The following is a 15,486-nucleotide window of genomic DNA, read 5'->3' on the forward strand; positions in this document are numbered from 1 at the left end:
TTTGATCAAACGATAGTAAATGTCGATCATGATACACTTTCATAGTAACGAAGAAAATCGAGCAAAGAAGCCAACCCATGCCATAAACAAATGGAATCAGTTAGCTTATAAAGCCTTAATTTAGTTCTTGTTTCCTTGACGTTAAGAACCCTTTACCATATCCCGTCTACGATAACCAAGATAACCGATCATCATGAAAACAATACTAAATACTGTTATTGTAATAAAGACAGGTGCATTGAAACTTTCCATTGGCATTTGCGGAATCCAGCTTTGTATAGCTGTTTTCGAGAACCATTCCGGTAAATTCAAAATATTTAATAACACGTTTAAAACGGGTGAAAATGCACCGGAAAGCGGCAACTAAAAGGTAGAAAGTCTCGTTAATAGCGGATCGAAAAATAACGATGATACGCAAATTAAGATGGGGAAAGGGAGCTATTCCCACTTTCTGCTTCTACTAATGAAGCAGCGTACTGGGTAAAAGCACAGTAAGTTGATTAACCCTCTTGCAGGATGTTGCAAGAGGGTTTTCTTTAAAAGTAAGAAAGTATAAAAAATTAGGCTCTATTTTACTCATTCCAAAATAGGCCATGTCCGGCTCCAGCGCTAAAGTCAAGCAAACTTCACACTTCTCCACGCAGATCAAGTCAACATCGGTTCAGGGGACAAAGGAAGGCCGACTAAGAACGGGCTTGCCGCCCAACGTCGGCATACCCCTGTTGCAGGGGCATGTTTCCTTTATCTCATTGCGAATGAAGAGGAGGATCGGCTAACTTCGCCGCTTTGCGCTGCAACGCCGATCCACCCTGCATGGCAGGGCGCAGTTTGTACGTGGGCCTGCGGATACAGGTCATGCCGACGTTGGCACAGGACGTGCCGAACTTAGTCGGCGTTCTTTCGTTCGGGCGCTTGCGCCTTTCTTAGCGGCTTGAAGCATGAAGTTTCAGCGGGATCGCTTGTATTAGTTCGAATGATTTTAAAATTGGTCGAGGGCACATAAAAAATGTGCAGGAGTTTCCTGAAAACGGTCGAGTTTTCCGCTAAAACGTGCGGGAGTTTCCTCAAAATGTCGGGGCCTCCATTAAAAGAGCCCCCTCAAAACGGTCAAAGGTCTCGCCTAAACGTGGGTTCGCTGCTGTTCGGCTGCAGGACACAGTTCACAAAGACGTTACAATTCAGACGTCTAAGGACTTAGCCATTATTCCCTCCTATCAGTGGGGGAAACAATGGCTAAGAACGACACATCCTGTTCGTCGGAACCCCTGGCTGAAGTTTCCCTTTATCATACCTTATTTCGTTGGTAAATCTTCCACACTATCAATATCCATATAATCTGGTACGACAAAACCTTGTTGAGCACCTTCTAAATTCGGACCTAGGTCGACAATCTCGTCCTTGTATTTTTCATAATAAGAAGCTGCACCTACTGGAAGCCAGGCAATTAACATCCCATCAACGTCGCCATCGGAAAGGGCTTGAAAGGCGATCCCCATATCAACGGTCGTCAATTTGACATCGTAGCCCAATTCTTCAAGAACAAGTTTAACGACATTCGTTGAGGAAGTTTCTGTATCCCAATTTACATAGGCAAGCTCAATGGACTCATCTTTAACCGGGTCAATACCTTCCAGCCAACCGTCCACTCTATCCCGATTGTTTTCAATCCATTCGGCAGCTGCTTCGCTCGGTTCAACATCATCTTGGGTAAACTTTGACATGACCTCGTTCATATCTTCTACTTCCCAGTGGAAGTTATCCAGCAATTGGTAAGCAGAAGCTTTTTCATCCTTAAGCCCTTTTCGGACCATCGTATGTATGTTTTCCGATTCACCGAGTGTTCCTTTTGGATCCTCTAAAAATTTTAAATCGTATTTTTTAAAGATCCAGTGTGGCTGCCAAAGGGTAACAACAATCGGCTCTTTGGCATCAATTGCGCGTTCTAATTCCGATAACATGGCTGCTTCTGAACTTTCGAGCAGATCAACATCCAAGTCGTATGCATCAATTGTTTTTTTGGCGATATCCATCGTCCCTGATCCCGGCTCAATGCCGACAATTTCTTTGATGTCGGCGGAATCATTACTTTCTTCAGCATCTTTACTGCTGGATTCTTCTTGACAACCTGTCAACATAAGTACAATACCAATAATTAATAGGGTAATCCATTTCTTTGATAATGACATCACTGTGTTTAATATCATCCTTTCTGTTAAATTGTTTTTCGCGAATTCTTGCTAGATGTTGTTCCACCATTTGTCGACTAATAAGTAGGATAAATCAAAAAGAATGACAATTCAATGTCGATTACAAACGTTTTCAGGCGGTTTCATGCATTAAACTTGCTCAGTGAAGCTCAGTGACGTTCAGTCAAAGAAATACTAACCGATTTGATTCATTAGTTATATGGAGCTAAAATCCAAGCGTAACCCCGGATTCTATGAACACGTGCTAAAGCTGTTGATTTCCACAGCAGGCGGATGCTCTTTGCGGATATGGCTGGTCACCTTGTTCGCTAATCTCGCTGCGAGGTTTCAAGGTTTATGCTTTTTTCATAAGTTTGGAAGAAAACGTGCGAGAGCAGGCTTGAAACGTGCGACAGCAAGCCCGAAACGTGCGAGAACGGAGCTGAAACGTGCGGGAACAAGCCCGAAACGTGCAAAAGCAGACCCGATTCGTGCGAGAGCAGGCTTGAAACGTGCGGGAACAGACCCGATTCGTGCGAGAGCAGGCTTGAAACGTGCGGGAACAGACCCGATTCGTGCGAGAGCAGGCTTGAAACGTGCGGGAACAGACCCGATTCGTGCGAGAGCAGGCTTGAAACGTGCGGGAACAGACCCGATTCGTGCGAGAGCAGGCTTGAAACGTGCGGGAACAGACCCGATTCGTGCGAGAGCAGGCTTGAAACGTGCGGGAACAGACCCGATTCGTGCGAGAGCAGGCCCAAAACGTGCGACAGCAAGCCCGATTCGTGCAATAGCGGACCCAAATCGTGCATCAGCAAGTCCGAAACGTGCGAGTTACATAGTTACCCAAAACAAATCTATTTCACTTTTCCAGCAGGAGTCGCTGCTCACCATTCCAATCAACGAAACTGTGTATCTAATTAAAACTTTTTTCCTCTCGGCCGATCGATTTTTTTGTTTTATGCAAATTTGGAGTAATACGCTCACTGAGGTTCACTGGTAGTCACTGGGCTTCACTGAGGCCACTCAGTTCATGAAATCGGGTTTGCCAGTAATCCGGGGCTTCTGTAGACTGTAATCAATTCATGCGCGTGAATACATTAATTTTTACGATAAAACAGGGGTGATTTTATGCCAAAGCGGCAGAACAAACGTCGGATCATTGACACAGATATCCATGAACGGGTGACATATTCGGAGCTTCTTCCTTATTTGGATAATCCATGGAGACGATATATAGAAGATAATCATTGGATTCAGGAAAAGCATATGCCTTATACGCAGCCGACTGTGGCTGGTGTTGATCGTGCAGATGCGGTAACACCGGATGGCGGAGCTGCGGGTACGGATCTTGGTTTTATGCAAGAACAACTACTCGATGCGGAAGGGCATGAATATGGTATTTTGACCGGTGCTTTAGACCCGTCTCCGTCGTCCATGCATGGCTGGTATGAAATGGGGACTGCTTTAGCGAGTGCCTATAATGATTGGCAAATTGAAAATTGGCTGGAAAAGGATAGTCGTTTATATGGTTCCGTACATATTGCAGCGCAGGATCCACAACAAGCGGTACGTGAAATAGAACGGGTCGGCCCTCATCCGAAAATGGTGCAAATATTGCTGCCGATTGATACCCGGCTGTGGGGGGATCCGTATTACCATCCGATTTATGAAGCTGCCGAGCACCATAATTTATCGATTGGTATGCACCATAATGAGCCACCTACCCATTTTGGACGCTGGCCGCGTTATTTTATCGAGTGGCATACGATGTTGCCAACAGCGCATATGATGGAGGTTTCCAATATGGTATTTAATGGTGTATTTGATAAATTCCCTGACCTGCACCTGGTCATGATTGAGGGTGGGTTCACGCACGCTCCGCATCTGATGAAAAAGATGGACCAGCAGTATAAGCAGCTTCGTCACGAAATTCCTTGGGTAAAACGGATGCCCAGTCGCATTATTCAGGAGCATGTCCGGTTTACCACCCAACCCGTTGAAGAATTAAGCCAGAAAGAATTTATGCAGTTTGTGGATCAAATGGGGTCAGAGGATATGGTTTGTTTTGCAACCGATTATCCACATTGGGATTATGATTCACCACTCGAGGCGCTTCCTAAACTGGATGAGGCGTTGGAGACAAAAATTTATTCCGAAAATGCGCGGGCATCCTATCCCAAATTGCCGCGACTGACAGGGAGTGTGAAGTAATGCGAGAAGTTGTTTGTTATAAAGAAGATATCCTGCCTGGTAAGATGCGAAGTGCTTCCTTAGGAAAGATTCCGATTGTGGTTTGCCGCACAAAGGATGGCGAGTTTTACGCATTTGCCAATCGGTGTCTGCACCAGGGCGCACCGCTTTCAGAAGGCGTCTTATGTGGGGATACGAAACGGACCAATGTTCATGGAAACTATGAATATATTAAAGACGGTGAAATCCTTCGTTGCCCATGGCATGCGATCGAATATGACATTAAAAATGATGGCGCGATGCTTGCAGAACCTGATAAAAAATTACGCAGTTTCCAAGTCACCATTGAGGATGACCAGGTTGTTGTATATAAATAAGCTTGAGGTGAGCGTATGAAAAAGATGTTTATTAATGGGGAGTGGGTGGAAGCCAGTTCCAAACAAACGAGGGAAATTATCAATCCATATAACCAAGAAGTTATTGCAACAGCAGCGGAGGGCGATGCGGAAGATGCGAAATTGGCAATTGCCGCTGCCCGGGAGGCGTTTGACAAAAAGGAATGGGCAGCCGTCCCGGCTATCGAACGCGCGAAGGTTGTGCGTGATATTGCCGATTTGATTGTGCGTGACCATGAGGAATTGGCTGAACTTGAATCGCTCGACACCGGTAAAACAATAGTGGAAAGTCGTGGGGATATGGATGATATCGCAGGCGTTTTTCGTTATTTTGCTGAAATGGCCGACAAGGACGGCGGCGAGTTGATCGATTCACCTATTGCCAATTCAACCAGCAAGGTGGTCCGTGAACCTGTCGGCGTCTGTGGGCAGATCACGCCATGGAACTACCCATTGCTGCAGGCGTCATGGAAATTGGCACCGGCGCTGGTGGCGGGCAACACACTTGTCATGAAGCCAAGTGAAATTACACCCCTTACAACGGTAAAAGTTTTCGAGTTAATGGAAGAAGCTGGTATTCCTGCAGGTGTTGTCAACCTGGTACTCGGACCCGGCAATAGTGTTGGTGCGGAGCTTGCATCGAATACGGATGTCGATCTGATTTCTTTTACAGGCGGGATTGAAACCGGTAAGAAGATTATGCAGGCAGCAAGTGTAAATGTGAAAAAGCTGGCACTGGAACTTGGCGGAAAAAACCCGAACATTGTGTTTGCTGATGCTGCATTTGAAACGGCTGTCGATCAGGCGTTAAACGCGGTATTTTTCCATGCCGGTCAAATCTGTTCAGCAGGAACCCGCCTGATAGTAGAAGAAAGCATGCATGATGATTTTATCCAGGCACTTGTCGACCGTGTGAAGAACATCAAGCTTGGCAGCGGTTTTGATCCATCCACACAAATGGGGCCGCTCATTTCAGCGGAACATTTACATAAAGTGGGTACGTATGTGGAAGCTGGCAAGCAGGAAGGCGCTACGGTCGCAGTCGGTGGCGGACGTCCCGATGATCCCAAACTGCAACATGGATTTTTCTATTTGCCAACGGTATTGACCAATTGTACAACAGAGATGAATGTTGTGCAGCATGAAGGATTTGGTCCCGTCATTACAGTGGAAACATTCACAACCGAAGAGGAGGCTATCCGCCTTGCGAACGATTCGATTTACGGGCTTTCCGGGGGTGTTTTTACTAATGACATTGCTAAAGCCGAGCGCTGCGTTGCGCAAATGCGAATGGGCACCGTCTGGATCAACGACGTGAACTTGTACTTTCCAGAGGCACCATGGGGCGGCTTTAAACAGTCTGGGATCGGGCGCGAACTCGGCAAAACGGGGCTGGAGGAATATCAGGAAATCAAGCATGTTTTTCGAAATTTAAAACCTGAGCCAGTTAACTGGTTTTAACGTATATAAAATGAAACACGAGGGGGATCGCCATGCACCATTCAGAGGAGACGAATGTTGTCTTAGATGAATCTTATATGTATGTTTGTTCCAGTTCCGAGCTTGAAGAAGGGGATCTGATGGAATGTGAAACAGAGGATAAAACGATTGTCGTCGGCCGGGGAGAAGGGAAGGTTTATGCTGTAGAAGGGATTTGTACCCATGCATATTCCGAACTGGTCGATGGAGAGCTGGAGGGAACCTGTCTAACGTGTCCATTGCACTTTGCCTGTTTCGATATTCGTGACGGTTCCGTATTGGAAGGACCGGCAGAAACCCCGTTGCACGTCTATAAAGCTATCGAGCATAACGGATCCGTGTGGGTCATGGACGAAAGGGGGTAATGGAATGGCGCATGAAACGACTACGATTATTATCGGAGCTGGCATTGCAGGCGTGCATGCCGCGGAAAATTTGCGAAAAGAAGGGTATCCGGGACGAATTATGCTGTTGGATCGTGACAGACAGATGCCTTATGATCGTCCCCCACTATCAAAGGAGTGGCTGAAGGGCGAGCAAGCGGATGCTGGTATTTTATTGCGCGATCCTGCCATGTATGAAAAATTAGACATAGACTTAAAGCTAGGGGTTGAGGTGACAGGGATTGATCCCGTTGATAAAAGCCTCGAGACGAAAAATGGCCCTTCCTATGCGTGGGATAAACTCATCCTTGCGACTGGATCAAGGTTACGTACATTGTCCATACCAGGAGATGATAGGAACGGCATTTTTTATTTGCGTAACATGGATGATGCGATAGCAATGAAACAACATATGCAACACGTGAAGCAGGCCGTTATCATTGGTGCCGGCTTTATCGGGGCCGAACTTGCCTCTTCATTAAGCCAGTTGGGAATCGACGTTACGATTGTGGAAAAGTCCGCTTCCCCGATGGAACATATTGTTGGCCAGCAAGTATCCGCATGTTTTCTGGATTTGCATCAGCAAAACGGCGTTGACGTGTTGACAGAAGATGCTGTCACACAGTTTAACGGCGAGATAAACGTAGAAGAAGTCGTAACAGCAGAAGGTCGACGGATTCCATGCCAGGCTGTCATGATAGGTGTGGGGGTCACACCGAATACGGCGGTGTCGCATCCGTATTTAGAGGAAGATGGGGGCTATGTTGTTAATGAATATGGCGAGACATCGGTGCCGGACATTTATGCGGCGGGGGATTGTACGTCATGGCCCTACCAGGGTGTTCCCATCCATGTGGAGCATTGGGATCATGCCGTAAACCATGCCAAGAAAGTCGCCCAGAACATCCTGCATCCGCAATCCGCTCCCTATACGTATACACCGTACTTCTGGTCGGACCAATACCATAGCCGGTTTCAATATTTTGGGCATGCCAAAAGATGGTCGAAAACCGTTTTACGGGGATCGATCGCATCAAATAAATTCACGGTTTTCTATCTGGATGATCAAGATATCGTCCAGGCCGCGTTCATTGCCAACCAACCAAAAAATGCCTTGCCCGTAAGAAGAATGATTCAGCAGCAAAAAGCCATCCACCCGGAAGCGTTGGCCGATGAGCAGACAGCTTTGAAAAAAGTAAAGCATGCGCAGGTTTAAATATGTGCGGTGGAGTGCTTGGGATAAAATGACGCATTTGGATGGTATGCGATGGTGTGATGCTGGATGAAAGATAGAGCAAATCAGTGCAATGGTAGAGGACATAATGTGGACGATAAAGCATTTTTCTTATACAAAAAAGGAATCCGACCTACGTTAGATTCCTTTTTTATATAACCGGCTTATTAATAAAAAGCCGGTTACCAACCTTGCAAGTGGGACAGAGGAACGGAGCGAGGCTGCTGAAAAAGAGAGAGTGGTTCGTTTTAAACTTTCGCTTCCCGCCTGTTTTGCGGAGTTGCCGCCCGTTTGGAGCAAGCATCCGCCAGATCTCACTCTTAACTTCTAGATTTTAAGGTGAAATAAAAAATATATTCAGGAGTTAACTGCATGACAAAGGTCCGATTCTGTTGGAGTCTGTGCTAGAACGTCTGAGTTCGTCGGAAACCTCCACTGAATGAAGTTTCCCTTTATTGTTCGGGCGCCAGACATGCCTGAGTTTCCTTTGCTTTTCACGTGTTTTGGATTATAATAATGTTGATATTAGGGAGGGATGCTTTTTATGGGACCATCAAAAGAAGTTCGTTGGAAGCAACGGTTTCAGAACTTTGAACGCTCGTACAAACTTCTAGAGAAATATGCAACGCAATCCGCTTATACGGAATTAGAGCGGGCAGGAATCATTCAATTTTTTGAAATGACTTTTGAGTTGTCTTGGAAGGTTCTAAAAGATTATTTAGAAGCACAAGGTTATATTACGAGGAGTCCCAGGGAAGCCATTAAGCAAGCATATCAAATTGATTTAATTGATGATGGCCATATCTGGATCGAAGCCTTATCCAAACGAAATTTGACAACTCATACATATGATGAGCAAATGGCCACAGAATTTGTTGATGAAATTACAAACGTATTTATGCCCCAAATGAAAATACTGTACAAGCGGCTTCGGGAGGAAATGGAGTAATGTTTGGTTTGCGAAAGAGCGATCAGGAATTAATAAAACAGGCAATAGGCAAATATAATGAAGTTAAGCGTGCGGTTGTTTTTGGCAGCAGGGCGATGGGAAATTACAAAAAGGGATCAGATATTGATATTGCTGTTATGGGCGAAGGAATCACAAGAAGCATGATTTCCGATTTGAATTTCAGCTTAAATGAAGAAAGCCATCTTCCATATTTTTTTGACGTGGTTCACTATGAGCGCATTACGAATAAAGAATTAATTGCGCATATTGATATGGAAGGCATCGAAATGTATTCAGTTAAAAGCTTGTAGTGCTATTATCCATATTATTTCGTTTGCGTTTTATAAGGAGGATAAGACACGGGTCCATTGTCGGTTTTGATGATGAAGGGAGAGAACACGAAGCTTGATGCGGTTCTCCCCTTCTTAAATAAAAGGAAATTCTCAAATTCTATCACCAACCCGCTTTCCATATTTTCAAAATATGCTATAATCGAACATAGATTGACAACAACTACATACAAAGAAGAATTCTATGTTACTTCGAAAACGCCCCAAACCGCTGCCGCTGCAAAAGATGGAAGCACTTATCCCACGAATGCCACCCCATTTCAAACAGCTGCCGATTATGCAAGCAGATTTAGCAAGCCGTGTCACCGGATATATTGGTGAAAGGAAAGTAGACTATCAGTTACGTTCGCTCACCCGCAAGTATACCATTCTCCATGATGTCTACCTCGAGCTCCCATATGGTAATTCCGTTCAGATCGACTCTCTCATACTTACTCCAAATGCCATTTTCATTATTGAAAGTAAAAATTATAAAGGAACGATCACCTTTGATACGGTCCTCAAGCAGCTTATCCGTGATGATGGGGAAAAAGAAACCGGCTTTAAATATCCGATCACACAGGCGGAAAACCATCGGATTCATTTCGAAAATCAAAAGACTTTTTCTCGGGCATCAAAGAGATGGAAATACTTTGATGATTATGCGTTTAAACTTATTGTTAATATTTTATAGTATCTTTATTAGTAAATGGAATATAGATAAGATCAATGCTAACATTAATGATAGAATATAAAAGTCAAGATCATACGTTCTCTTTTTCTGGTAATCTAACTAATTACATGCTATAATTTTAATATCTATACATAGTAATTATGGTTGATTATAAATTTGGTTCTCCCAAAAAAGGGGTGATAGCATGGTACCAATAGATAACATTATTAATGAATTGGGTTACAGCGAGTCTAATTCACTTTATTATAGGGGTGATTTAAAGAAGGAAAGTTTATCATCAGAAATATCCCTACAAAGGATTCGCGTACTGAAAGAATTAAATCCTTATGCATTTTACCTGGTAGATAATAAGCCGTTTGTATTATTTTTTGAACATATAGATAACAAAGAGGCATTTAAACAAAAACATAAGGAGATATGGAACTTCCAGACTCCTATAGCAATTTTTGACAATGAAGATCATATAGAGATTTATAATGGTAATCACCTAATACCTGAACATGAGATGTTAATGAAAGTTCAGGAGATTAATAAAAGTGAAGTTAATGAGTTAGGTGATTTCTCTTATTGGAACATAACTGGTGATGACTTTTGGCGAAAGTTTAATAATGAATTTTCAAGGCCATCAATAGATACCGTCATGCTTGATAATATCAAGATTGTAATAAATAAGTTACAAAGAAAATCAAATAAATCCTTCGCTGTTACATTAACTTTGCGTTTAATCTTTATCAGGTTTCTAATTGATAGAGGAGTAGACATTGATTTCAAAGGGTTCACAAATAATCCATCGGAATCTAGGAGACAATTTTTGACAACGTTGAAGTCAAAAGAAGCTTTATATAACTTGTTTGAGCATTTAAAAGCAAAATTTAATGGTAACTTATTCGAATTCCGTAAAAACAGGGCCTATGAGATGGATTTATTGGACGAGGAAAGTCTACTTGAACTTTATCACTTGATGTCAGGAGAAATTCGGTTTGAAGATGGCCAGCTTTCTCTGTTTCCAATGTATGATTTTAATATTATCCCGGTAGAATTAATTAGCAATATTTATGAGCGACTCTTGGGTGAGGAGAAACAAAAAGAAGACAGCGCTTTTTATACTCCACCCAATCTGGTAGATTTTATTTTGAAACAAACAGTTAAGCCTTATTTACAAAAGAATGAATCTTGTAGAGTCTTGGACCCCTCTTGTGGTTCGGGAATATTTCTTGTAGAAACATTAAGAAGTATTATTGAAAGTAATTTAAGAGGTAGCCGATATTTTAATGATAATAAGAAATTAAATCAACTATTAATCGATAATATATATGGGATCGATAAAAACGAAGAAGCGGTTAATGTGGCAATTTTTTCTTTATATATTACGCTACTTGATTACAAGGATCCTAAATGTCTCAAAGATTTTAAACTGCCGGAATTAGTTAATAACAACTTATTTGTCGATGATTTCTTTCATACAAATAGTGATGAAAATTTAAAGAATAAAAAATTTGACTTCATTCTTGGTAACCCCCCATGGGGAAGTGTGAAAAACGGTTATCATAATGAATACTGTAAGCAAAAAGGTATTCCAAACCTTAATAATGAAATTTCCAGAAGCTTTATTGCTCGAACAAAGGATTTCTCCAATAAAGATACACAATGCTGTTTGATTGTTGTATCAAAGCTGTTTTATAATTCGAAAGACCTTGCAAAGGGTTTCAGAAGATGGCTTTTGACTGAAACAAAGATCGAGAAGTTCATTGAACTCGCGGCTGTTAGAAATTTGATATTTAAGAAAGCGAAAGGTCCAGCAGCAGTTATATTTTATAAATTTAGTGAACAAGGAAATGAAGATAATATTTTAACTCACCTCACTTTAAAACCAAACATTTTCTTTAAACTTTTTCGTACGATTGTTATAGAATCAAATGATAAAAAGAAAATTCCGCAAAATCTACTTTTAAATGATGATTGGGCATGGAAGACAATTGTTTATGGCACTAGTCATGATTATTTTAATATAAAGAAGCTTAAGGGGAAATTTGGCACTATAAATAATATTATTGAAGGAAATGGGCTTGCGTCAGGTACTGGACTTCAGGTATCCTCCGGTAAAAAAAGTGCTAAGCATTTAAATGGAAAAAAAATGATAGATTCAACGAACGGAATTACATCTTTTCATGTGGATTTGACACAATCGACGGTGTTTCAACAAAACACTATTCACCGTACACGTGATGAACATTTATTTAAACCGCCATATGCTCTATTAAAAAAAGGCTTTAATACTACAAATTATAAATTGAAAGCAGCCTACTCCAATAGCGAATTTTTGTATAGAGATTCAATTTATGGAATTGCGGGTGGTTCGAATAGTAGCAAAGTATTGTTATCACTTGTTGGGATGCTGAATTCCTCTTTTTATGCTTATTTAAACTTAATGTTAGGGACTTCTGCAGGAATTGAAAGAGAACAAGCCTTTCCAACAGAAGTATTAAACTTCCCTGCAACAGCTGATTCGACGTTGGCTCAAAAAGTCTGTGACATTCAAACTGTTGTAAATAAGAATAAAAAAAATCTTTTCGTTCAAACGGAAGATGTGGATGCCTTAATAAGGGATTTGGACGAGTATGTTTTATCGTGTTTCAACTTACTAGATGATCATTTTGTCCAATACGCTCTTGAAGTACAGATTCCGTTATTAACGGGAGGACCAACGGCCGTTAGGGAAGCTAACGAAGAAGACTTGAATAAGTATGCTCAACCGTTTATCAATTATTGGGAAGATGTTCTAGAGGAACTCAATCAAGCGATACAAGTGGTAATTTACCCATCGATAAAGAATAGATTTACAGCCATTGAATTTAAGATTGTTAAAGAGGAAGGAGCTTTTGAAAAAATAAGGGTTGCAAAAGAAAAAGAGGCTAACCTAGATCTGATAAGTAAATTTGCGTTGCATAAACACAATGATTTATTTCATCAAATGAAGGATATAATTAACTTTGAAGAAAATTCATTTTATATTTTAAAAACAAATGAATATAAAAATTGGCATCCCGCAATTAGTGAGCTTGATTTGGCAAAGGTAATCCATTCTGTTCTTGCAGAAGGGGAAGATAATAATGAGTGGATTTAAAGATAAAAGTTTAAACGCAAAAATTGCAAAAAACATGCTTGAGAAAATTATTTCTAAGGTTTTGTCATGCTGTGAGTTGATGTTGACAGATTGCCGATCTGAAAGTAAGAAAATAAATAATCATGAGGAAGATATTCGGGATTATTTATTGCATAATTATTTGGACAATGATCATATCAGGGAAAAAGTTGGTCTAAGGGAGTTCTTGTTCACTCCTGAGGTGCCTGAAAATTATATGGATGATAAGCCAAAAGGCCGTGTTGATTTAAAAGTGATTAGTGTAGATACATTTAGTTTTCGTGATAAATATTTTATCTTCGAGTGTAAAAGAATAGACGGAAGCAAAACATTAAATCGTGCATATTTAAAAGATGGAGTAAATAGGTTTGTAGGGGATTCGCCGCCATTATACTCATCGTATTACAAACGAAATTGTATGTTTGGTTTTGTTGTAAAAAATATTGATATTGGTCTAAACACAAACAAGATAAACCAACTTCAAAATGAAGAATATCCCGCTATTAGCGTTAAAAATGAAATGGTTGCTGATAGGAAATTTCTCCATACCTATATTTCTTGTTATTGGGTAGATCATACCGAGATAAAGCTTCACCATTTATTCTATGATTTTTCGAGTATAATTAGATAGAAGATGTTGTATAAGATCATGGTTTTTAGACTCTTGTAAAAAATTAGTACTAATATAAATGAAGCATCTCTATGATGAATGGAACGTTGAAAAGCTTATGATAAAAATCGCAAATGATTATCACTTATTGTACAATAGATTTCTTGCAAGCCATAACCCGATTCTCAGTCCGAACAAGGATGAATATATAATAAAGACAGCCCCATAAAGTGCGCGCAATAGCTAGATGCTTATTTATGAGTATCTGGCTATTTAGGTTAGCTGATCAACTATTAGACAACTTTAAGAATCTTTTTTCCCTGTTATTTCAAGTACCAGTTAGATATAATTGCTTTTGCATCACCAACCCACTTACTATATTTCAAAATATGCTATAATCGAACATAGATTGACAAAAACTACATACAAAGGAGAATTCTATGTTACTTCGAAAACGCCCCAAACCGTTGCCACTGCAAAAGATGGAAGTACTTATCCCACGAACGCCACCCTATTTCAAACAGTTGCCGATCATGCAAGCTGATTTAGCAAGCCGCGTCACCGGGTATATCGGTGAAAGGAAAGTAGATTATCAGTTGCGATTGCTCACCCGCAAGTACACTATTCTTCACGATGTCTACCTCGAGCTCTCATATGGTAATTCCGTTCAAATCGACTCTCTCATACTCACTCCAAATATCATTTTCATTATCGAAAGCAAAAACTATAAAGGAACAATCACCTTTGATACTGTCCTCAAGCAGCTTATCCGTGATGATGGGGAAAAAGAAACCGGCTTTAAATATCCGATTACACAGGCGGAGAACCATCAGATACATTTCGGAAATTGGCTGCATGATCATCACTTTTCCAATATCCCAATCTATTATTTCATTGCCATCGCTGAACCGAGTACGATTGTGAAAGTTGAAGGAGACAAGCAGGCCATTGCAAAAGCTGTCGTACATGCCGAGCATCTTCCGCAACGCATCCTCGAAATGGATGGCGCGTTTTCACGTAACAAACAAGGCGGGCTGCCATTGCAAAAGATAGCAAATGCGATATTACGAGAGTGCGGCGAGTTTGACGTAGATATTATGGGGCAATATGGTGTGACGCCGGAGATGGTTTTACCTGGAGTGGCTTGTCCGGAGTGTGGGAGATTGGGGATGGAGCGTCAATATGCGAATTGGAAATGTGGTAGATGTAAAAACCAAAGTAAAGATGCATACTTGCAAGCAATAGACGCTTACTTTCTGTTAATTAGTGATAAAATGACGAATCAAGAATGTATGCAATTTTTAAAGATTGATTCTCGTCATCTAGCTTCGAGAATACTGAAGTCATCTAATTTGGTATATTCACCAAAGGGTAGATACTGGATGAAAGATAGAGCAAATCAGTGCAATGTTAGGTGACATAATTGCGCAAAACCAGATGTGGAACGTCACCTGTAACCGGTATTTAGTTAACTAAATGCCGGTTACAGGTCGAGCGAGCGGGAAAGTTGATCGAGCGAGCGGGAAAGTTGATCGAGCGAGCGGGAAAGTTGATCGAGCGAGCGGGAAAGTTGATCGAGCGAGCGGGAAAGTTGATCGAGCGAGCGGGAAAGTTGATCGAGCGAGCGGGAAAGTTGATCGAGCGAGCGGGAAAGTTGATCGAGTGAGCGAGAAAGTTGATCGAGTGAGCGAGAAAGTTGATCGAGTGAGCGAGAAAGTATTGCTCCACTGCCCCACTACTTGATTAACCAAATTTTAATGAAATGCCGGTTAATAAAACTATTTATATCTTTTAAATTCGCTTTAATTTGGAGGATGCGTACTAAATCAGGAGGCACCCAAAAGTCAGAGGCTCCGCGCTCCACAACAAAAAAAGGAATCCGGCCTAAGCCG

The 15,486-nt window shown here is 41.5% G+C and carries 15 protein-coding genes; 14 read left to right on the plus strand and 1 reads right to left on the minus strand.

Annotated elements, in window-relative coordinates; genetic code table 11:
- Positions 1–193 precede the first annotated feature (193 nt).
- Positions 194–367, plus strand: a complete 174-nt coding sequence (locus WMZ97_RS12150; protein WP_343272359.1) for a hypothetical protein — start codon at positions 194–196, stop codon at positions 365–367.
- Positions 368–1,292: 925 nt separating this feature from the next.
- Here WMZ97_RS12150 and WMZ97_RS12155 read toward each other — a convergent pair.
- On the minus strand, positions 1,293–2,186 hold the full coding sequence (locus WMZ97_RS12155) for a glycine betaine ABC transporter substrate-binding protein (RefSeq protein WP_343272423.1): 894 nt from the start codon (positions 2,184–2,186) through the stop codon (positions 1,293–1,295).
- 301 nt (positions 2,187–2,487) lie between these two features.
- On the opposite strand from WMZ97_RS12155, the gene WMZ97_RS12160 reads away from it, so the two are divergent.
- The 13 genes from WMZ97_RS12160 (at position 2,488) to WMZ97_RS12220 (ending at position 15,337) form a co-directional block, all read left to right on the plus strand.
- Positions 2,488–3,189 carry a ribosomal eL19 family protein gene (locus WMZ97_RS12160; protein WP_343272360.1) on the plus strand — a complete coding sequence of 234 codons (702 nt, stop codon included), beginning with the start codon at positions 2,488–2,490 and terminating at the stop codon, positions 3,187–3,189.
- Positions 3,190–3,317: 128 nt separating this feature from the next.
- A complete protein-coding gene (locus WMZ97_RS12165; RefSeq protein ID WP_343272361.1) occupies positions 3,318–4,400 on the plus strand; it encodes an amidohydrolase family protein in 1,083 nt (360 codons plus the stop codon).
- On the plus strand, positions 4,400–4,756 hold the full coding sequence (locus WMZ97_RS12170; RefSeq protein ID WP_343272362.1) for a Rieske (2Fe-2S) protein: 357 nt from the start codon (positions 4,400–4,402) through the stop codon (positions 4,754–4,756). The genes WMZ97_RS12165 and WMZ97_RS12170 overlap by 1 nt, the downstream gene beginning before the upstream one ends.
- 15 nt (positions 4,757–4,771) lie before the next feature.
- Positions 4,772–6,235, plus strand: coding sequence for a betaine-aldehyde dehydrogenase (gene betB, locus WMZ97_RS12175; protein WP_343272363.1), 1,464 nt, complete (start codon positions 4,772–4,774; stop codon positions 6,233–6,235).
- 32 nt (positions 6,236–6,267) lie between these two features.
- Positions 6,268–6,618 (plus strand): Rieske (2Fe-2S) protein, encoded by a 351-nt coding sequence (locus WMZ97_RS12180; RefSeq protein WP_343272364.1) that lies wholly within the window; start codon positions 6,268–6,270, stop codon positions 6,616–6,618.
- A gap of 4 nt (positions 6,619–6,622) precedes the next feature.
- Positions 6,623–7,852, plus strand: a complete 1,230-nt coding sequence (locus WMZ97_RS12185; RefSeq protein ID WP_343272365.1) for an NAD(P)/FAD-dependent oxidoreductase — start codon at positions 6,623–6,625, stop codon at positions 7,850–7,852.
- Positions 7,853–8,414: 562 nt separating this feature from the next.
- Positions 8,415–8,819: a nucleotidyltransferase substrate binding protein gene (locus tag WMZ97_RS12190; RefSeq protein ID WP_343272366.1), complete on the plus strand. Its 405-nt coding sequence runs from the start codon at positions 8,415–8,417 to the stop codon at positions 8,817–8,819.
- Complete coding sequence (locus WMZ97_RS12195; protein WP_343272367.1) at positions 8,819–9,130, plus strand: nucleotidyltransferase domain-containing protein; 312 nt, start codon at positions 8,819–8,821, stop codon at positions 9,128–9,130. The genes WMZ97_RS12190 and WMZ97_RS12195 overlap by 1 nt, the downstream gene beginning before the upstream one ends.
- 223 nt (positions 9,131–9,353) lie before the next feature.
- The gene (locus tag WMZ97_RS12200; RefSeq protein WP_343272368.1) at positions 9,354–9,842 is read left to right on the plus strand and encodes a nuclease-related domain-containing protein; all 489 of its coding nucleotides are present in this window, start codon (positions 9,354–9,356) and stop codon (positions 9,840–9,842) included.
- 184 nt (positions 9,843–10,026) lie between these two features.
- On the plus strand, positions 10,027–12,966 hold the full coding sequence (locus tag WMZ97_RS12205; protein WP_343272369.1) for an HsdM family class I SAM-dependent methyltransferase: 2,940 nt from the start codon (positions 10,027–10,029) through the stop codon (positions 12,964–12,966).
- Positions 12,953–13,615 (plus strand): hypothetical protein, encoded by a 663-nt coding sequence (locus WMZ97_RS12210; RefSeq protein WP_343272370.1) that lies wholly within the window; start codon positions 12,953–12,955, stop codon positions 13,613–13,615. The genes WMZ97_RS12205 and WMZ97_RS12210 overlap by 14 nt, the downstream gene beginning before the upstream one ends.
- A gap of 419 nt (positions 13,616–14,034) precedes the next feature.
- Positions 14,035–15,012 (plus strand): nuclease-related domain-containing protein, encoded by a 978-nt coding sequence (locus WMZ97_RS12215; RefSeq protein WP_343272371.1) that lies wholly within the window; start codon positions 14,035–14,037, stop codon positions 15,010–15,012.
- A gap of 58 nt (positions 15,013–15,070) precedes the next feature.
- Positions 15,071–15,337, plus strand: a complete 267-nt coding sequence (locus tag WMZ97_RS12220) for an alanine-zipper protein (protein WP_343272372.1) — start codon at positions 15,071–15,073, stop codon at positions 15,335–15,337.
- The last annotated feature ends 149 nt before the right edge of the window (positions 15,338–15,486 follow it).

The organism is Lentibacillus songyuanensis (genome assembly GCF_039548255.1).
Classification (GTDB): domain Bacteria; phylum Bacillota; class Bacilli; order Bacillales; family Amphibacillaceae; genus Lentibacillus_C; species Lentibacillus_C songyuanensis.